The sequence below is a fragment of the Acidovorax sp. Root70 genome (genome assembly GCF_001428225.1).
Taxonomy (GTDB): domain Bacteria; phylum Pseudomonadota; class Gammaproteobacteria; order Burkholderiales; family Burkholderiaceae_C; genus Acidovorax.
Map to the genome: position 1 here is coordinate 223,263 of NZ_LMHQ01000027.1, position 17,509 is coordinate 240,771.

At 63.2% G+C, this 17,509-nt stretch carries 16 protein-coding genes; 12 read left to right on the forward strand and 4 right to left on the reverse strand.

Annotation, left to right across the window (positions count from 1 at the left end; translation table 11 throughout):
* Positions 1–51 precede the first annotated feature (51 nt).
* From ASD94_RS14260 to ASD94_RS14275, 4 genes are all read left to right on the forward strand, one after another.
* Positions 52–1,017: a tripartite tricarboxylate transporter substrate binding protein BugE gene (locus ASD94_RS14260; protein WP_056644171.1), complete on the forward strand. Its 966-nt coding sequence runs from the start codon at positions 52–54 to the stop codon at positions 1,015–1,017.
* Between the two features lie 165 nt (positions 1,018–1,182).
* Positions 1,183–2,115, forward strand: a complete 933-nt coding sequence (locus tag ASD94_RS14265; protein WP_056643995.1) for an N-formylglutamate amidohydrolase — start codon at positions 1,183–1,185, stop codon at positions 2,113–2,115.
* Between the two features lie 127 nt (positions 2,116–2,242).
* Complete coding sequence (locus tag ASD94_RS14270) at positions 2,243–2,917, forward strand: response regulator transcription factor (protein ID WP_015016303.1); 675 nt, start codon at positions 2,243–2,245, stop codon at positions 2,915–2,917.
* Between the two features lie 80 nt (positions 2,918–2,997).
* On the forward strand, positions 2,998–4,449 hold the full coding sequence (locus ASD94_RS14275; RefSeq protein ID WP_056643997.1) for a sensor histidine kinase: 1,452 nt from the start codon (positions 2,998–3,000) through the stop codon (positions 4,447–4,449).
* Between the two features lie 56 nt (positions 4,450–4,505).
* On the opposite strand, the gene ASD94_RS14280 is transcribed toward ASD94_RS14275, so the two are convergent.
* From ASD94_RS14280 to ASD94_RS14290, 3 genes are read right to left on the reverse strand one after another with little or no spacing between them, the layout of a single operon-like run.
* Positions 4,506–5,228 (reverse strand): SPOR domain-containing protein, encoded by a 723-nt coding sequence (locus ASD94_RS14280; protein ID WP_056643999.1) that lies wholly within the window; start codon positions 5,226–5,228, stop codon positions 4,506–4,508.
* Between the two features lie 49 nt (positions 5,229–5,277).
* Positions 5,278–6,138, reverse strand: coding sequence for a biotin--[acetyl-CoA-carboxylase] ligase (locus tag ASD94_RS14285; protein ID WP_056644001.1), 861 nt, complete (start codon positions 6,136–6,138; stop codon positions 5,278–5,280).
* The gene (locus tag ASD94_RS14290; RefSeq protein WP_056644003.1) at positions 6,135–6,725 is read right to left on the reverse strand and encodes an SET domain-containing protein; all 591 of its coding nucleotides are present in this window, start codon (positions 6,723–6,725) and stop codon (positions 6,135–6,137) included. Before ASD94_RS14290 ends, ASD94_RS14285 begins: the two co-directional genes overlap by 4 nt.
* A 119-nt stretch (positions 6,726–6,844) precedes the next feature.
* On the opposite strand from ASD94_RS14290, the gene ASD94_RS14295 reads away from it, so the two are divergent.
* The 5 genes from ASD94_RS14295 (at position 6,845) to ASD94_RS14315 (ending at position 12,421) form a co-directional block, all read left to right on the forward strand.
* Positions 6,845–9,754, forward strand: a complete 2,910-nt coding sequence (locus tag ASD94_RS14295; RefSeq protein WP_056644004.1) for a DNA topoisomerase III — start codon at positions 6,845–6,847, stop codon at positions 9,752–9,754.
* Positions 9,751–9,981 carry a hypothetical protein gene (locus ASD94_RS14300; RefSeq protein WP_056644006.1) on the forward strand — a complete coding sequence of 77 codons (231 nt, stop codon included), beginning with the start codon at positions 9,751–9,753 and terminating at the stop codon, positions 9,979–9,981. The genes ASD94_RS14295 and ASD94_RS14300 overlap by 4 nt, the downstream gene beginning before the upstream one ends.
* A gap of 32 nt (positions 9,982–10,013) precedes the next feature.
* A complete protein-coding gene (locus ASD94_RS14305; protein WP_056644007.1) occupies positions 10,014–10,352 on the forward strand; it encodes a DUF4124 domain-containing protein in 339 nt (112 codons plus the stop codon).
* Between the two features lie 201 nt (positions 10,353–10,553).
* Positions 10,554–11,537 (forward strand): glycerophosphodiester phosphodiesterase family protein, encoded by a 984-nt coding sequence (locus ASD94_RS14310; RefSeq protein WP_056644009.1) that lies wholly within the window; start codon positions 10,554–10,556, stop codon positions 11,535–11,537.
* 131 nt (positions 11,538–11,668) lie between these two features.
* Positions 11,669–12,421, forward strand: coding sequence for a tyrosine-protein phosphatase (locus ASD94_RS14315; protein WP_056644012.1), 753 nt, complete (start codon positions 11,669–11,671; stop codon positions 12,419–12,421).
* 36 nt (positions 12,422–12,457) lie between these two features.
* Here the strand turns inward: ASD94_RS14315 and ASD94_RS14320 are convergent, their stop codons facing one another.
* Positions 12,458–13,774, reverse strand: coding sequence for an MFS transporter (locus ASD94_RS14320; protein WP_056644014.1), 1,317 nt, complete (start codon positions 13,772–13,774; stop codon positions 12,458–12,460).
* Between the two features lie 458 nt (positions 13,775–14,232).
* On the opposite strand from ASD94_RS14320, the gene ASD94_RS14325 reads away from it, so the two are divergent.
* The 3 genes from ASD94_RS14325 to ASD94_RS23295 all read left to right on the forward strand — a co-directional run bounded on the left by ASD94_RS14325 (position 14,233) and on the right by ASD94_RS23295 (position 17,442).
* Positions 14,233–15,087, forward strand: a complete 855-nt coding sequence (locus ASD94_RS14325) for a DUF6216 family protein (RefSeq protein ID WP_156391434.1) — start codon at positions 14,233–14,235, stop codon at positions 15,085–15,087.
* Positions 15,088–15,270: 183 nt separating this feature from the next.
* The gene (locus tag ASD94_RS23640) at positions 15,271–15,408 is read left to right on the forward strand and encodes a hypothetical protein (RefSeq protein ID WP_162255826.1); all 138 of its coding nucleotides are present in this window, start codon (positions 15,271–15,273) and stop codon (positions 15,406–15,408) included.
* Positions 15,409–15,522: 114 nt separating this feature from the next.
* Positions 15,523–17,442 (forward strand): AAA family ATPase, encoded by a 1,920-nt coding sequence (locus ASD94_RS23295; RefSeq protein WP_082576883.1) that lies wholly within the window; start codon positions 15,523–15,525, stop codon positions 17,440–17,442.
* Positions 17,443–17,509 lie beyond the last annotated feature (67 nt).

Below are 17,509 nucleotides of genomic sequence, written 5' to 3' on the forward strand. Positions count from 1 at the left end.
TGGAGCGCATTGAATCCTTTAACCTCAATGCAACTCACAGGAGAAATGCCCATGCAACGCCGTCATCTGCTCTCAGCGCTGGCCGCCGTATCTTTCGCTCCCGGAATGTCTTTGGCGCAAGAGGGCAAGCCCCTGCGCATCATCGTGCCGTTCCCGCCCGGGGGCGCCACGGACATCACGGCCCGTAGCCTGCAAGAGTCGCTGGCGCGCATCCTCAAGCAGCCCGTGGTGCTGGAAAACCGGGGCGGCGCAGGCGGCTCCATCGGCATGGCCGAAGTCGCCCGCGCGCCGGCAGACGGCCTCACCCTGGGCGTGGCCACGCTGTCCACCCATGGCGTGAACCCCGCCGTGTACACCAAGCTGCCCTACCACCCGACCAAGGACTTCATCGGCGTGACCGAGATCGTCAAGGCCCCGGGCGTCATCGTGATCAACCCGGCCGTGGTGCCCGTCAAGGACTTTGCGGAGCTGGTGAAATACCTCAAGGCCAACCCCGGCAAGGTGTCCTACGCCACCCCCGGCAACGGCACCATCGGCCACATGTGGGGCGAGCTGTTCAAGAGCAGCACGGGCACCTCCATGGTGCACATCCCCTACCGTGGTGCAGGCCCGGCCATCAACGACGTGCTCGCGGGCCAGGTGGCGGTGTACTTCGACCAGGTGGCTTCGTCGCTCCCGCACGTCAAATCGGGCAAGCTCAAGGCGCTGGCGGTGTCGTGGCCCGAACGCCTGGACGTGCTGCCCGATGTGCCCACCTACGCCGAGCTGGGCTACAAGCAGGCCAACGAGCCTTCATGGTTTGGCCTGGTGGCCCCTGCGGGCACGCCCCCGGCGGCGGCAGACCGCATCCAGCAAGCCGTCGCCCAGGCCCTGAAGGAGCCCGCTGTGCGCGAGCGACTGGCAGGCCAGGGCCTCTACCCCTCGGGCACCATATCCAAGGAGTTCACGGCCCAGATCGCCAGCGAGATCGACAAGATGAAACGCGTGGCGGCCTACGCCAAGGTGGTGCTCGACTGACCTGATTCCCCCCGGGCCCTGGGCCCGGGGACGGCCACAGCTGGGATGGTGAGACGACGCAGGCCAGCCTGCTTCCCGGGCCTGCTCAAGGTCTCAGGGATAACCATAGTCACATCCCGGTCTGGGCGGCTAGGCCAGCCGCCCTCCTTTGCGCACACTCTGCCTATGCATGCAGCTTTGAAACTGATCCACCACCGCTTCCAGCAAGCCCAACCCGGCGTCACCGGCTCCCCGGGGCTTGCCACTCAACCCGCCACCGCCACTGTCACTGCGGTGCCCGGCAGCACCCCGCTGGTGCTCGACTCTCCCCACAGCGGCACCCGGTACCCCGACGACTTTGGCTCCGCCCTCGACCTGGCTACGCTGCGCCGGGCCGAAGACACGCACGTCGAGAAGATCTACGCCTTTGCCCCCGCGCTCGGCGTGGCCTGGGTCGAGGCCCATTTCCCCCGCATCTACCTGGACGCCAACCGCGACACCACCGAGCTGGACACCAGCCTGCTCGACGGGGACTGGCCCGACCCCATCTCCACCGACCCCAAGGTGCTCAGCAAGGTGCGCCTGGGCAAGGGGCTGATCTGGAAGTTCACCGACCAGGGCGAGCCCATCTACCAGCGCCCGCTCACGGTGGCCGAGGTGCGCGCGCGCATCGACCGCTGCTGGCGCCCGTACCACGCCGCCGTGGCCCAGGCCATTGACGCCGCCCATGCGCGCCATGGCTACAGCATCCACCTCAACTGCCACTCCATGCCCGCCGTGGCCGGGCGCTTTGCCACCGAGTTTCCGGGGCTGGAGCATGCCGACTTTGTGGTGGGCGACCGGGACGGCACCACGGCCAGCCCGCCGCTGTCGGCGCTGATCTGCGAGCACCTGCGCGCGTGCGGCTACAGCGTGGAATACAACCACCCCTACAAGGGCGTGGAGCTGGTGCGCCGCTACGGCAACCCCGCACAACACCGCCACAGCATCCAGGTCGAGATCAACCGCAAGCTGTACATGGACGAGACCACGCTCGCCCAGCACCCCGAGGGCATGGCCCGCCTGCAGGCCGACCTGCAAGCCTTGGTGCACAAGCTGCTGGCACACGACCCGCGCTGACAGCCCCGGGCCTGGGCGCTGCGCGCGCAACGGGCGTCGTTTTCTCGGCGCAGCGACGCGCGGCGCCGCCTAAAATCGGCGCACAGGCGCGGCGCCAGACCGCTGCCACCCACCAGGAGACACCCGCATGCGCATCCTCATTGCCGAAGACGACCAGGTGCTGGCCGATGGCCTGCTGCGCACGCTGCGTGCCTCGGGCGCCGTGGTGGACCATGTCGCCAGCGGCAGCGAGGCCGACGCGGCGCTCATGACCAACAACGAGTTCGACCTGCTCATCCTGGACCTGGGCCTGCCCAAGATGCATGGGCTGGAGGTGCTGAAAAAGCTGCGCGGCCGGGGCTCGGCCCTGCCAGTGCTCATCCTCACCGCCGCCGACAGCGTGGAAGAGCGCGTGAAGGGCCTGGACTTTGGTGCCGACGACTACATGGCCAAACCCTTCAGCCTGCAGGAGCTGGAAGCCCGCGTGCGCGCCCTCACGCGCCGGGGCATGGGCGGCACCAGCAGCGCCATCAAGCACGGCCCGCTGGTGTACGACCAGGCCGGCCGCGTGGCCACCATCGACGGCAAGATGATCGAACTGTCCGCCCGCGAGCTGGGCCTGCTGGAGGTGCTGCTGCAGCGCGCCGGCCGACTGGTGAGCAAGGAGCAGCTGGTGGAGCGTCTGTGCGAGTGGGGCGAAGAGGTGAGCAACAACGCCATCGAGGTCTACATCCACCGCCTGCGCAAGAAGATCGAGGGCGGGCCCATCCGCATCGCCACCGTGCGCGGCCTGGGCTACTGCCTTGAGAAGATCCCCAGTTAACTATCAAAACGATAGCTGCTCGTGCATATGAATCTAGCGCTATCTGGTGTTTTGGCTTCTAAACTGCCACGGCGGGCGCTGTGAAGATCTTCCAGCGCGAGCAGCGCTCCCTGTTCGGCGAAATCCTCGACTGGATGCTCACGCCACTGCTGCTGCTGTGGCCCGTGAGCCTGGCGCTGACCTGGCTGGTGGCGCAAGGCCTGGCCAACAAGCCGTTTGACCGCGCGCTGGAATACAACGCCCACGCGCTCGCGCAGCTCGTGAGCGTGGTGGGCGACAAGGCCCAGTTCAACCTGCCCCAGCCCGCCAGCGAGATCCTGCGCGCCGACGACTCCGACATCGTGTACTACCAGGTCATCGGCCCGGGCGGCGAGTTCCTCTCGGGCGAGCGCGAACTGCCCGAGCCCCCCAGCGACGAGGTGCCCATGTCCGGCGAGGTGCGGCTGCGCGATGCGGAGATGCGCGGTATCGACATCCGCGTGGCCTACATCTGGGTGCGCCTGCCGCTCAAGGACACGCCAGTGGCGCTGGTCCAGGTGGCCGAGACGCGCGAAAAGCGCAGCGTGCTGGCCACCGAAATCATCAAGGGCGTGATGCTGCCGCAGTTCGTCATCCTGCCGCTGGCCGTGCTGCTGGTGTGGCTGGCGCTCGCGCGGGGCATCCAGCCACTCAACCAGCTGGAGCAGCGCATCCGCGCGCGCAACCCCGACGACCTCTCGCCGCTGGACGACCGCACTGTGCCACTCGAAGTCGCGCCGCTGGTGTCGTCCGTGAACGACTTGCTCACGCGCCTGAACGATTCGCTGGCCACCCAAAAACGCTTTCTGGCCGATGCCGCCCACCAGCTCAAGACCCCACTGGCGGGCCTGCGCATGCAGGCCGACCTGGCCCAGCGCGAAGGCACCAGCACCGAGGAACTCAAGCGCTCGCTGCAGCAGATCGGCCGCTCCAGCATCCGCGCCACGCACACCGTCAACCAGCTGCTGGCACTGGCGCGGGCCGAAGGCAGCGGCGTGGGCATTGCCCGCCAGCCCTGCGACCTGGCGCGCTTGGTGATCGAGGTGGTGCGCGACTCGGTGCCCCGCGCGCTCGACAAGCACATCGACCTGGGCTACGACGGCGCCGAGCCGGGATCTCCGGGCGTGCTGATCGACGGCAACCCCACGCTGCTCAAGGAGCTGGTGCGCAACCTGGTGGACAACGCCATCAACTACACCCCCTCCACGCCCGACAAGCCCGGCGTGGTCACCGCCCGCGTGCTGGCCGACACCTTCGGCCATGTGCTGCTGCTGCAGGTCGAAGACTCGGGCCCTGGCGTGCCCGAGGCCGAGCGCGAGCTGGTGTTCCAGCCGTTCTACCGCGCCCTGGGCAGCGAGGCCGATGGCTCCGGCCTGGGCCTGCCCATCGTGCTGGAGATTGCCAGCAAGCACGATGCCGAAGTCATGCTCGAGGACGCGCGCCCCGGCCAGAACCCGCCGGGCGCGCGCTTCAGCGTGCGTTTTGCAGCGCGGGACGTGGTGGCTGGCAGCTGACAGGGCAGACCGCAAGGCCGGCGCGCCACAGAACCTGCATACCCACCCCAGGCGCTTCAGGCGCAGGTACGCAGCGTCTTGCCCGCCATGGCCGTGCGCAGCACATCCAGTTGCGCGCGCAGCGCGTCGTTCACGGCGGGCAGGCGCAGCGTAAAGCCGGAGGATTCGGCGCGCTCCTGGATCACGCGGGCCGTGCGCACGCCCTTGTTGCCCAGGTTGGTCAGCTCGCGCTCGGCCGCCTCCTTCGAGGCAAAGCGGCCGAGCGACAGGCCCAGCTCCAGCGTGCCGCCGGCGCGGTCGTGGTCCACCTTGCGGGCGCGCAGCTCGGCGCGCTTGCGGTCCAGCGTTTCGGCATCGTCAAACCGCCCCATGTAGACCATCCAGCGGCCCGGCACGGGGGTGGGCTCCAGCACCCAGCTGCCCTGGGGCAAGCCAGCGGCGGCCGTACGCAGCGCCTCAGCCTGGCGGTCGTCAAACACCCCGGCCTGCAGACACTCGGCAGTGTCTGCGGGGGCAGAGGGGGAGGGAGAAGAGGGGGGGGAGTCGTTGGCGGCGGTGGCCAGGGATGGGGGGGTGGGGGTCGTGGAGGGCGCCGCGGAGGAGGTCTTGCTGGGGTTGACCTTCAGGATCTGCAGCGTCTCGGGCCTGATCTGCTGGTTCATGCGCTGGGGCTCGGACTGCTCTTGCGGCGCGTAGCCCAACGGCCTCAACAGCCCTTGCGACCACGCGTAGTACCCCGCGTTGGCCAGCAGCAGCGCGATCACGGCAAGACGAAGCATGGGGTGCAGCCTTTCAAGGACACTTGTCGCATCGGGAAGGGAAGCTGTCTCACACCGGTGGCACTGCCGCCGGCCGGACGCTGATCTCGGAACTGGTGATGGCCTGCATACCGCCCGCCGTGTGCACCAGCAGCGCCCCATCGTCGCCCACGCCATGCGCGGTGCCCGTGTGGCCGTCGCTCAGCGTCACGGCGCGGCCCTGCAGCACGTCGCGGGCTGCAAAGCGGGGCTGCATGGGCGCAAACCCATAGCCCGCAAACGACTGCAGCATGGCCACCAGCGGCGGCACGATGCGCAGCAGCGCGGTGGGCGCGTCCAGGCCCGGCTCCACATCCTGCAGGCTACCGGGCGGCATGCTCATGCCCTCGGGGCTGCGGGGCTGCACGTTGATACCGATGCCCACCACCACATAGCGCGCAGTGCTGGCCTGAGCGTGTGCAGTTGCCGCCTGGGGCGCGACAAAACTGGCGGTCTCCACCAGGATGCCACCCAACTTGCGGTCGCCCGCAGCGCCGCCCAGCCAGAGGTCATTGGGCCACTTGAGCCCCACACGCGCAGGCTGGTTGGCACCCAGCGGCGGCAGCGTGGGCTGCAGGCTTTCGGCCACGCTCACCCCCACCGCCAGCGACAGGCCGGACCAATCCTGGGGCGCCAGCGGCAGACCCAGCGACATCATCAGAGAAGACCCCACATCGCTTTGCCATACCCGCCCCAGCCGCCCGCGTCCGGCGGTCTGCTGCTCGGCCACCAGCAGGGTGGGCTCGCACTGCCCGTTGCGCGCACGGCGCATCAGATCGGTATTGGTGGAGTCGATGGTGGGCAGCACCTCGACGGTGAAGCCCGGCAGCAGCGGTGACACCGCCTCCCAGATGGCCTCGGCGGGCCAGCGGATCGGGGATGTGGCGCTCACTGGCTGCGGCCTCGCGGCTTGGCCTTCTGGGGAGCCTTGGCGGCCTTCTTGGCCTTGGTGGAAGACGGCTTGGACGGGGGCAGCGGCACCGGCGGTGCCCAGCCACGCTTGGGCGCCAGCAGCGTGCCCCGGCAGTTGGGGCTGCCGCACCAGCAGGGGTATTCGGCCTTGAGCTTCGGGGTGTAGCGCTCTTCGATGATCAGGCCGTAGTCGTAGTTCAGCTCTTCGCCGGCCTTGATGTTGCGCAGCGCCGTGATGAAGATGCGCTTGCCTTGCTCGTCGGCGTAGCAGTTGGGGTTGCAACTGTGGTTGATCCAGCGCGAGGAGTTGCCGCCGAACTTTGCGTCGATCACGTGGTCTTCATCCACATGGAAGTAGAACGTGTGGTTGGGCTGCAGGGGGTCGTGCGGGTGTCGGTCCTGCGCCTCCTGCCAGCCGATCACTTCGCCCGTGTATTCGACAAGGACTTCGCCCTCTGCAATATCCTGCACGGCAAAAACGCCCTTGCCGTGCACACCCGAGCGCCGGGTCTGGATGCGGCGGCCCTGGGCGGCGGTCGGGGTTGCAGGCGGTGCTGTGCGGGGCATGGCAAAAACTCTGTTAACTTGAATATGCACACATGCGCGTGCGCGTGTACGCGTGAGGCAACGGATTGTAGAAGCGACCGGCCGGATGCCGGACAGCCAGATTGGCGAGAAACCAAAAAATGACCAAGACCCTGGTAATTGCAGAAAAACCCTCGGTGGCGCAAGACATCGTGCGCGCACTGACGCCCGTAGCGGGCAAGTTCGAGAAGCACGAAGACCACTTCGAGAACGACCGCTATGTAGTCACCAGCGCCGTGGGCCACCTGGTGGAGATCCAGGCGCCCGAGCAGTTCGACGTGAAACGAGGCAAGTGGAGCTTTGCGCACCTGCCCGTGATCCCGCCGTTTTTTGACCTCAAGCCCGTGGACAAGACCAAGAGCCGCCTGAATGCGGTGGTCAAGCAGGCCAAGCGCAAGGACGTGACCGACCTCATCAACGCCTGTGACGCGGGCCGCGAGGGTGAGCTGATCTTCCGCCTCATCGAGCAGTACGCCGGTGGCAGCAAACCGCTGGGAAAACCCGTCAAGCGCCTGTGGCTGCAGTCCATGACACCCCAGGCCATCCGCGATGGCTTTGACGCGCTGCGCAGCGAGCAGCAGATGGCGGGCCTGGCCAGTGCGGCCCGCAGCCGTTCTGAAGCCGACTGGCTGGTGGGCATCAACGGCACGCGTGCCATGACGGCGTTCAACTCGCGCGATGGCGGCTTCTTCTTGACCACCGTGGGCCGGGTGCAGACCCCCACGCTGTCGCTGGTGGTGGAGCGCGAAGAAAAGATCCGCAAGTTCATCAGCCGCGACTACTGGGAAATCCACGCCACCTTTGGCGCCCAGGCCGGTGAATACCCCGCCAAGTGGTTCGACCCCAAGTGGAAAAAAGGCGAGGACGTGGAAGCCCGCGCCGACCGCGTGTGGTCGGCCGCTGAAGCCCAAGCCATTGCCAACGCCGTGCGTGGCAAGCAGGCCACGGTCACCGAAGAGAGCAAGCCCACCACCCAGGCATCGCCCCTGCTGTTCGACCTGACCAGCCTGCAGCGCGAGGCCAACGGCAAGTTCGGCTTCTCTGCCAAGACCACGCTGGCCCTGGCGCAAAGCCTGTACGAACGCCACAAGGCCCTGACCTACCCGCGTACCGACTCGCGCGCGCTGCCCGAAGACTATTTGCCCGTGGCCAAGCAAACGTTTGAAATGCTGGCCGACAGCGGCATGCGCCACCTGGCGCCCCACGCGCTCACCGCGCTGAACAACAACTACGTGCGCCCGTCCAAGCGCATCTTCGATAACAGCAAGGTGAGTGATCACTTTGCCATCATCCCCACGCTGCAGGCGCCGAGCGGCCTGTCTGAAGCCGAACAGAAGCTGTACGACCTGGTAGTGCGCCGCTTCATGGCCGTGTTCTTCCCCAGCGCTGAATACACCGTGACCACCCGCATCAGCACCGTGGCACCCCACAGCTTCAAGACCGAAGGCAAGGTGCTGGTCAAGCCGGGCTGGCTGGCCATCTACGGCAAGGAAGCGGCCGACGAAGTGGAAGGCGGCAAGGACGGCGACAAGGGCCAGAACCTGGTGCCGGTCCAACCCGGCGAAATGGTCAACACCCTCCAGGTAGACCCCAAGGGCCTCAAGACCAAGCCGCCCGCTCGCTACTCCGAAGCCACGCTGCTCGGCGCCATGGAAAGCGCGGGCAAGCAGATCGACGACGAAGAACTGCGCTCTGCCATGCAGGAAAAAGGTCTGGGCACCCCAGCCACGCGCGCGGCCATCATCGAAGGTTTGCTGACCGAAAAGTACATGCTGCGCGAAGGCCGCGAAATCATCCCCACCGCCAAGGCCTTCCAGCTCATGACGCTGCTGCGCGGGCTGGAGGTGGAAGAGCTCTGCCGCGCCGACCTGACCGGCGAGTGGGAGTACAAGCTCTCGCAGATGGAAAAAGGCCAGCTCAGCCGCGAAGCCTTCATGGCCGAGATCGCTGCCATGACCGAGCGCATGGTCAAGAAGGCCAAGGAATACGACCGCGACACCATTCCGGGCGACTACGCCACACTCGAATCGCCCTGCCCCAACTGCGGCGGCGTGGTCAAAGAGAACTACCGCCGCTTTGCCTGCGTGGGCAAACCAGGCGCAGAGCCTTGCGGCTTCAGCTTTGGCAAGTCGCCCGCAGGCCGCACCTTTGAAACCGCCGAGGCCAACGCCCTGCTGCGCGACAAGAAGATCGGCCCTCTGGAGGGTTTCCGCTCCAAAGCGGGCTGGCCCTTCACATCCGAGATCGTCATCAAATACGACGACGAGGCGCATAACTACAAGCTCGAATTCGACTTCGGCGACGACAAGAAGGGCGAAGAGTCCGGCGAGATCGTGGAGTTTGAAGACGCCGCGCTGGGCGCCTGCCCGATCTGCGGATCGGAAGTGCATGAGCACGGCAGCAACTACGTGTGCAGCAAGGCCGTGCCCACTGCCGCGCAGCCCACGCCCAGCTGCACCTTCAAGAGCGGCAAGATCATCCTGCAGCAGCCGGTGGAGCGCGAGCAGATGACCAAGTTGCTGGAGACCGGCAAGACCGACCTGCTCGACAAGTTTGTGAGCATGCGCACGCGCCGCAACTTCAAGGCCCACCTGGCGTGGGACAAGGAGGCGGGCAAGGTCAACTTTGAATTTGCTCCATCCAAGTTCCCGCCACGCCCAGGGGCCGCTGCAAAAACAGTAGCTGCCAAGGTAGGAAAGACGAGCACTACCGCCAAAAAGGCCCCTGCCAAGAAGGCCGCCGCTAAAACCATGGCCGCCAAAGCGCCGCGCAAGGCCGCCGCAGGCAAGGCGCCCAGCGCCGCCCTGGCCGCCGTGATCGGCGCCGAGCCGGTGGCCCGCCCCGAGGCCGTGAAGAAAATGTGGGAATACATCAAGGCCCACAACCTGCAAGACCCCAAGGACAAGCGCACCATCGTCGCCGACGACAAGCTGCGCGCCGTGTTCGGCAAGGACAGCGCAGGCATGTTCGAGCTGGCGGGCATTCTGGGCAACCACCTGGGCGGCGAATGATGCAAACGCCCGGCACGGCATCCACCCCGTCGTCCGCAGCGGTCGCGCAGGGCTTCTGGCGCACCGCACCGGCGGCCCTCGTGGTGGCTGCTGCGCTGGGTGGGTGCACCACCACAGGCTCTGCGCGCTCCAGCGACCCGGCCAGCCAGCAGCAGCCCCAGGGTGCCAGCGGCGTGACCGTGTTTGGCGACATCGACGTGAACGTGACGCGCGAGCGCACACGCTGACGGACCTTAGCAGGCACTCTCGCCGCATCCGCATGCGCAGCCGCACTGAACGCACCGTCCTCACCGCCATCGCGGTCGTGGTGGTAGCTGCCGCCGCCGCTGCGTGGTGGACGCGTGATGCCTGGCTGCCGCACGCGGGGCCCTGGTCCGAGCAGGTATGGAAAAAGATCACCCGCCCCGGCGCTGACACCTTGCCGCCCGACAAGCGGCCCGCCCAGGCGCAGCCCCAGCGCAACGGCGCCTCAACCCCGGCTGCGCCGCAACCGCGCAAGTGTGTGAAAGACGGCCGCACCACCTACACCGACCAGCCCTGTCCCAAGGGCACGCAAGAGCTGCCGGTAGATGGTGCGGTGACTTCGCTCCCGCCCTGACGGTTCGCTGCCCAGCGGACAAAGACGTGCCCAGGCGCCTGAGCCCGCGCTTGTGTGCGGCATGGGTTCTTGCATCGCAGCATTCACTGTCGCCCCGGTGTCTCCTGCGTTTCTGCCCTGCGGACATCCGCGCCACCATGTCACGCCGCTGCAATGGCGCCGCCCTAGAGTCGGCCTCTTTTCAGAAACGGAACCGCTGCCATGAAAGCCTTGTCCTCCTTCGCCGCCGTCTGCCTGTCTGCCCTGGTGCTTGCCGGGTGTGGCGGTAGTGACGATGCGCCCGCGCAACCCCAGGTCATCGCGCACCGTGGCGCCAGCGGTTATCTGCCCGAGCACACGCTGGGCGGCTACGAGCTGGCCATCCGCATGGGGGCGGACTTCATCGAGCCCGACTTGCAGATCACCAAAGACGGCGCGCTAGTCGCCATCCACGACGACACCCTGAACCGCACCACCAACGTGGCCACGCTGTTCGCGCAGCGCAACGGCGGCTACAAGGTGTCTGACTTCACCCTCGGCGAAATCAAGACGCTGACCGTGGTGCCCACCGGCACGGGCAAGGCAAGCTATCCGGGCTTCACGCCCAGCTCGGCCAACGCGTTCGCCGTGCCCACCTTCCAGGAAGTGGTGGACCTGGCCAAAAAGCAAAGCAGCACCGCAGGCCGCGAAGTGGGCATCTACCCCGAGGCCAAGCAGGCGGACCCCGCCATGGAAGACGGCATCTTGAAGACCTTGGCCGCCAACGGCTACAACGCCACCAGCAAGGTCTTCATCCAGTCGTTCAGCGATGCCACGCTGCGCAGCCTGCGCACCAAGCAAGTCGCGCAGAACAACAAGATGCCGCTGATCCTGCTGGGGGTGGCCACCACCGCAGCGGACGGCACCGCACGCATGGGGGTCACGGGCGCCACCGGCGTGCAGGCGCTCACGCTCAAGGATGTGGCGGCCTTCACCGAGGGGGTGGGCGTGCTCATCAACAACACCACCTACCCCGTCACGAAGTCCTTCATCGACCAGGTCCATGCCGCAGGCCTGAAGGTGCACGGCTGGACCTTTGCGCAGGCCGATGCCGCTCCTGCCGCCGCAGAGTTCCGCAAGCACCTGGACATGGGCATGGACGGCATGTTTGCAAACTACCCCGACCTGGCGGTGACCGCCCGCAACGCCTACGTGCAAGGCAAGTAACCCCGGCGCAGCGAAGGGGGGGCGGTCCCCGCACACAGCGTGCCGGTGCGCTGGATAGCCCCCATGCGACAACCGGGCGGGCGCTTCTGGGCTAGTCTTGCGGCAACGCCCTGTGCTTGAGCCTTTCGACCATGTCCTCTTCTGCTCCTTCTCGATCCCTGCCCCTGCGCGGCGCCACCAACTTCCGCGACCTGGGCGGCTACACCGGCCACGGCGGCCGCCCCGTGAAGTGGCGCCGCATCTTCCGCTCCGACCACCTGGCGGGCCTGACCCCCGAGGACCAGGCCTTGCTGGCCGAGCTGGGTGTGGCCCGTGCGGTAGACTTTCGGGGCCAGGCCGAAAGCGCTGCGTATGCCTACGCGCTGCCCGGCGTGGCCTACCACCCGCTGCACATCGAACCCACGGTGGTACAGCGCGCGCTGGAACTGCAGCGCACCGGCCGCCAGCTCACCGCCCAGGACGCCGTGGGCCTGATGCAGGACACTTACCGGGGCTTTGTGCACGACAACGCCCCGCGTTTTGCCGAGCTGTTCCGCCTGCTGCTGGCCAGCGATACGCCCACGGTGTTTCACTGCACCGCAGGCAAGGACCGCACCGGCTTTGCCGCCGCCCTCATCCTGCTGACGCTGGGCGTGCCGCGCGATGTGGTCATGCACGACTACCTCCTCACCAACGCGCTGTACCAGCGCCCGCCCGGCATGGGTAGCCACGCGCCAGAGGAAGTGCTGCGCGTGCTGTGGCGCGTGCAAGAGGAGTTTCTGGACGCCGCCCTGCACATGGTGGACAACGACTTTGGCGGGCTGCAGGCGTATCTGGTGGACGTGCTGGGTGTTGACGCTACCGCGCAGAAGGAATTGGCAGAGCGGTATCTGCAGACGGCCTAAATCGCTGATGGTGCCCGCTGGCGGCGCCTGCCCAGCTTACCCCGGGCTGTGCTGCGGCCGTATTGTCACAGCGCGCTGTTGGCGCACCCGCCAGAACAGCCAGCCCACGATGGACAGGTTCAGCAGGTTCCACGCCATGCCGTTCAAGAACGCCGCACGGTAGCTGCCCGTCAGGTCGAAGATCCAGCCCGACATCCAGCCCCCCAGCGCCATGCCGATCAGCGTGGCCATGATCACCGCGCCCACCCGCGCGCCCGCCTCTTGCGGCGCGAAATACTCGCGGATGATGATGGCGTAGGCGGGCACGATGCCGCCTTGGAACAGCCCGAACATGGCCGAGATGACGTACAGCGGCACCAGCCCGTCAAACGGCAGAAACAGCGCCAGCCCCACGCCCTGCAACGCTGAGCCCAGCAGCAGCGTGCGCACGCCGCCAATGCGGTCACAGATAACGCCCGACACCAGGCGGCTGACGATGCCACACGCCAGCATCAGCGACAGCATCTCGGCCCCGCGCGCCGCGCCAAAACCCAGGTCGGTGCAGTACGCCACGATGTGCACCTGTGGCATCGCCATGGCCACGCAGCAGGCCACACCCGCCACACACAACAGCAGCTGCGCATGCAACGGGCGCAGGCCAAACGGGCGGCTGCGGTCGAGCAGTAGCGCAGTGGGCACCACACCAGCTGCCACACCTTGCGCCGCAGCGGCCGGTGCAGGGGCTGCATCCATCTGCGCCACCGGCGCGCGCTGGCGCATGCGCAGCGCCAGCAGCAGCATGCCCACGCCACACACCAAGCCCAGCAGCACATAGGTGTGGCGCCAGCCGATCAGCTCGATGCCGTGCTGCACGATGGGCGGCCACAGCGCGCCCGCAATGTAGTTGCCGCTGGCGCAGATCGCCACCGCAATGCCGCGCCGCTTGTTCCACCACAGCGCGGTGTCGGCCATCAGCGGCGCAAACGTGGCCGAGCTGCCAATCAGCCCCATCAGCCCGTGCGCCAGCCCAAATCCCCAGATGCTGCCCGACAGCCCCGCCCACACAAACCCGCCACACACGGCCACCGCGCCCACGCACAGCACCGGCATCAGCCCATGCCGGTCGGCCATGCGCCCCGTCCAGATCCCGCCCAGCCCCAGGCACACCATCATCAGCGTGTAGGGCAGCGACGCATCCGCACGGCCCACGCCAAACTCGGCTTGCACGGCGGGCAGCACCACCGACACCACATACATGCTGCTGTTGCCCAACACCACCAGGCCCAGCGTGGTCAGCAGGCGCCAGGCGGCTTGGCGGGAGTCGATGAGGGATGCCGGGGCGGCGGCAGAGGGGGGCGAAGAGGTGTTCGGCATGCGGGGCAATTTACCTGACGGTACTGCAGGGACTTGCAGGGCGGCACCAGTGCACGCCGAGGGCCAGGGTACCGTTAGTTGATCGGTATGAAATTGATAGCTGCTATCGCTTATTGGATAAGCGCTACAGGCCAATATGGTTTGAATGATCTTGGTTGGGCAAATCTCTCTGCAGCGGCCCACTCTACCGGCGCTCGCCAAAACGTTTGGCATCGAAAAGTTGCGCCCCACTGCTGCACCACCTAAAGTGCCTTAACAACTGCATACAAAGATATGTACCGCACAGCATAGGGAGGGGCAACCAGCAACATGGCGAGATTAATACCGGCACTGGGTGCGTGCTTGCCGCGCATGACCAGTGGAGAAAAGCGGCAGGTTAAGAGGCTGCAACAAAAGACCAACGACTCGCTTGAATTGAGGTCGTATTACCGTGGGCGGTGCGCGCGCCCTGCTGCGTGATGGAATTCGCCACCATCACTCAATTCGGCGGCGCCTTGGCCGCCTTGATGCCACTGGTGCTGATCGCTTGCTTTGTCTTTGTGATCTGGCGCACCGTGTCGCTGCACACCTTGCTTCGGCGCCTGTGGCTGCTGGTGCACGGTAGCGAAGAAATCTCAGACCCCAAGATCCGTGCGTATGTGGACGAGCAGACCAACCTCATGTCCTTTCGTATGTTCTCTGGCGTGCAGGCGGCCAGCCTGGTAGAAGCGCACCAGCTGATTCAGTGGGCTCAACTCCACAGCGTCGATTTGCGCCAGATCGCCGCATGCGGGCGCTACTTCGACACCGGGCTGCGGCAGGTGCGCAAGCAAGACTTGCCCTCTCGCACCCACCTGTTTGCCCAGATTGCAGTGTTCGTCGTGTCCCTTGTCGGTTCGTTGGCCTTTGCTTGGCTGCTGCTGATCCCGCAAGTGCCGTTCACCTTCAAGTCGAGCGAGCGGACCTTTCTCGCCACAGAGTCCAGCGCCCAGACCTTGTGGCCCCCGGTCCTGTTCAACAGAAACCCAATGAAAAAGGGCGATTGCGATCAGCCAATGGCCGCGAACGCGGCGCGTACCTCCTTCACGGAGGCTGAGGTGAAAACGTTGTGCGAGTTTTTGCCCAGCGCAGAGTGGCCCGCACATCTAGCGAGCAAGCTGAAAGAACAGCGCTGGTCTTTGTTTATCTGCACGTTGTTCTTTCTTGCTCTGCTTGCTCGCGCGGTTGTGGTTTTGAACAAGGTCGTTGCGGCGAAGGATCTTTTGGCCCGTGGCCTGACACCAGCGTTGCCGGGGGCGCAGGCGGAGTTGGATTTCTGTGGCGCGAAAGATTGAAGTGCCACACTTTGACTGCTCTAAGCGGAGGCGCATCGGTATGACTTCGCTAAGGGGCAAAGCGGTGCTGTGCGCAGACACCAAGACGCGCGACCTGTGCCCCCTCACCCTGGCGCAACGCAAGCTGCCGGTAGAGACCCGGGGGACTTTGACCCCAACAGCAACAAGATCAAGTTGATGACCATGAAGGTCAGCAAGGGCTTGGGGTTCCCCGTGGTGGCGCTACCCCGTGTGGCGCATATACCTGCGGCGGAGGAGGATGAGAAGGAAGCGGCGCGGGTGTCTTATGTAGCGGCTACGCGGGTACGCAGAGGTTGGTGATTAGGCCAATCGGATAGGGAAATTTCGCAAACCAACTAAAAATCTAAATTAGAAGAGTGTGAAAGAGCTCACGCACAACGGCTTAAGAAATATTCAAAGATTACAAGGAAAAATATGCTTCTCGGTATGGGTTTGAAAAATTACAAAGTTTACAAAAGTGTTCAATACGTGCCCATTTCATCGGGTGCAAGTTTTTCAGCATTCCTTGGTCCAAATGGAATCGGAAAAACCTCCATATTTGAAGCCCTTGATCGATTTTTTAATGGTGGTGAGTGGGTTACCAATAATGAATCCAAGAAGACGTCAGGTGACGACGCCTACGCCGCACCGCTTTTCTTGATACCCATAAATGATATTTCTTTGAACAAAAAAGAGAAAAGAATTGCCACATTGTTAAGTTCCTATTTCTGGGATTACACAGGCGCTCCTTACGACCCTTTTGTAAAAGCTGTCATTGATAACCTCGCCGCGAACAAGGCAGCAGGTCACAGCAAAGATTCTCACTATTTTTTTATGCTCGGAAACACCAACCAAGCAAATGAAATAAAAATTCCATTCTTTGAAAATGAAATAGAAACATTATTTAATCAACATACCGATGTTGAATTCAACGATCTCAGCGATTTACTCAAAAAAATAAAATCCCACTATAGATATATATACCTTCCGGCAGAAGCAGATTCGCTGAGCTTTAGTCGCATGGAGTCCATATACATCAAAAAATTACTGGACGAGGACATTAAAGCAAAAATTCAAGACTCAATCAGCAAAAGTAGCATTGACGACATCAACAAAAAACTAAAAGAATTTATCGACCAGATAAATAATACGCTTGATCAGTATGTATACAAAGGCAAATACAAAGATCAACTCACAGCAAATGATCTTATCGAAAGAATATTTTCCGCATATTTCGGAATAAAGGTCCTTCACAAGAAAAATTCAGGCAAGGACACAACGATAAAAGACCTCAGTTCGGGGGAAAAAAGGCAGGCATTGATCGATCTTTCCCATGCTCTTATCTCCAGATCGAATCTGAAGAATTATCAAATCATACTTGCGATAGATGAACCAGACGCTTCGATGCATGTTGCGGCGTGCCATGATCAATTCGAAAAGATCGCCAGAATACCAAGCTTATGCAAACCCGCCCCTCAGGTCCTAATTAACACACATTGGTACGGCTTCATACCGGTCATACGATCCGGCATAGCACACTCACTATCCAGGGGTACAAATTCTATTGATTTCTTCTCTTTCAACTTAGAAAACTTCAGAGAACACATCAATCAGAATGTAAAAAAATCACACGGCAAATACCCAAAAGAAGTCGAGCTTAAAAGCTATCAAGACATGATCCAATCGGTCGTTGTGAGCATGCTTCGCGACAAGCCTTACAACTGGATATTCTGCGAAGGTTTATCAGATAAGATTTATCTTTCACACTATCTATCCAACCTTGTTGAAAACAACAATCTTCGCATCGTTCCTCTCGGAGGTTTCAAACAGGTGCGTCGCGTATATCAATATCTTTCGGCACCATTAAGCGATAAAGAAGCAGGCTTTAAGGGCAAAGCTTTGTGCATCGTAGATACAGATGCACAAAAGGAGCATGTTGAACTAAGTAAAGAGGCCAAGTGTCTCTTTTTCAAACGAATAGTACGAGATGAAAGTCAGTTGGAAGTTGTAGCACTCGACACGGATAGTCAGCACAGCTTCCCAACGGAAATTGAGTTTTCTTTGCGCGAGGAGGTATTCAAGAAATTACTTGATTCACCTGATATGCAAAAAGGCATGGAGGCCTTCTCGGTACTGCAGAAGATCGTGAAGGAAACAACCGTATCTGATGGTTCAAACAATCTTTACGACTATTTGAATCTGGGTCCGAGGCAGAAGAAACAATTGATGGATGATTTTTTCGATATCGGCAATAACAAGGTTGCCTTTGCCAACGCCTATATCGCCTGCGATTCAGAGAGGTCTTTTGAGCCCAAATGGATGGAAACTATCAGGCAATCTATCAAAGGGCAATAATGTAGTCACAACGTTCTTGCGTTTGCATTAATGACCGCTTGCGAATATTCCAAATGGCTTGCCGCTC

Bases quoted from the DNA above. Each gene is read 5' to 3' on its own strand.
- ASD94_RS14260 (WP_056644171.1), top strand. From the start codon at position 52: ATGCAACGCCGTCATCTGCTCTCAGCGCTGGCCGCCGTATCTTTCGCT.
- ASD94_RS14265 (WP_056643995.1), top strand. From the start codon at position 1,183: ATGCATGCAGCTTTGAAACTGATCCACCACCGCTTCCAGCAAGCCCAA.
- ASD94_RS14270 (WP_015016303.1), top strand. From the start codon at position 2,243: ATGCGCATCCTCATTGCCGAAGACGACCAGGTGCTGGCCGATGGCCTG.
- ASD94_RS14280 (WP_056643999.1), bottom strand. From the start codon at position 5,228: ATGCTTCGTCTTGCCGTGATCGCGCTGCTGCTGGCCAACGCGGGGTAC.
- ASD94_RS14290 (WP_056644003.1), bottom strand. From the start codon at position 6,725: ATGCCCCGCACAGCACCGCCTGCAACCCCGACCGCCGCCCAGGGCCGC.
- ASD94_RS14295 (WP_056644004.1), top strand. From the start codon at position 6,845: ATGACCAAGACCCTGGTAATTGCAGAAAAACCCTCGGTGGCGCAAGAC.
- ASD94_RS14300 (WP_056644006.1), top strand. From the start codon at position 9,751: ATGATGCAAACGCCCGGCACGGCATCCACCCCGTCGTCCGCAGCGGTC.
- ASD94_RS14305 (WP_056644007.1), top strand. From the start codon at position 10,014: ATGCGCAGCCGCACTGAACGCACCGTCCTCACCGCCATCGCGGTCGTG.
- ASD94_RS14310 (WP_056644009.1), top strand. From the start codon at position 10,554: ATGAAAGCCTTGTCCTCCTTCGCCGCCGTCTGCCTGTCTGCCCTGGTG.
- ASD94_RS14315 (WP_056644012.1), top strand. From the start codon at position 11,669: ATGTCCTCTTCTGCTCCTTCTCGATCCCTGCCCCTGCGCGGCGCCACC.
- ASD94_RS14320 (WP_056644014.1), bottom strand. From the start codon at position 13,774: ATGCCGAACACCTCTTCGCCCCCCTCTGCCGCCGCCCCGGCATCCCTC.
- ASD94_RS14325 (WP_156391434.1), top strand. From the start codon at position 14,233: ATGGAATTCGCCACCATCACTCAATTCGGCGGCGCCTTGGCCGCCTTG.
- ASD94_RS23640 (WP_162255826.1), top strand. From the start codon at position 15,271: ATGAAGGTCAGCAAGGGCTTGGGGTTCCCCGTGGTGGCGCTACCCCGT.
- ASD94_RS23295 (WP_082576883.1), top strand. From the start codon at position 15,523: ATGCTTCTCGGTATGGGTTTGAAAAATTACAAAGTTTACAAAAGTGTT.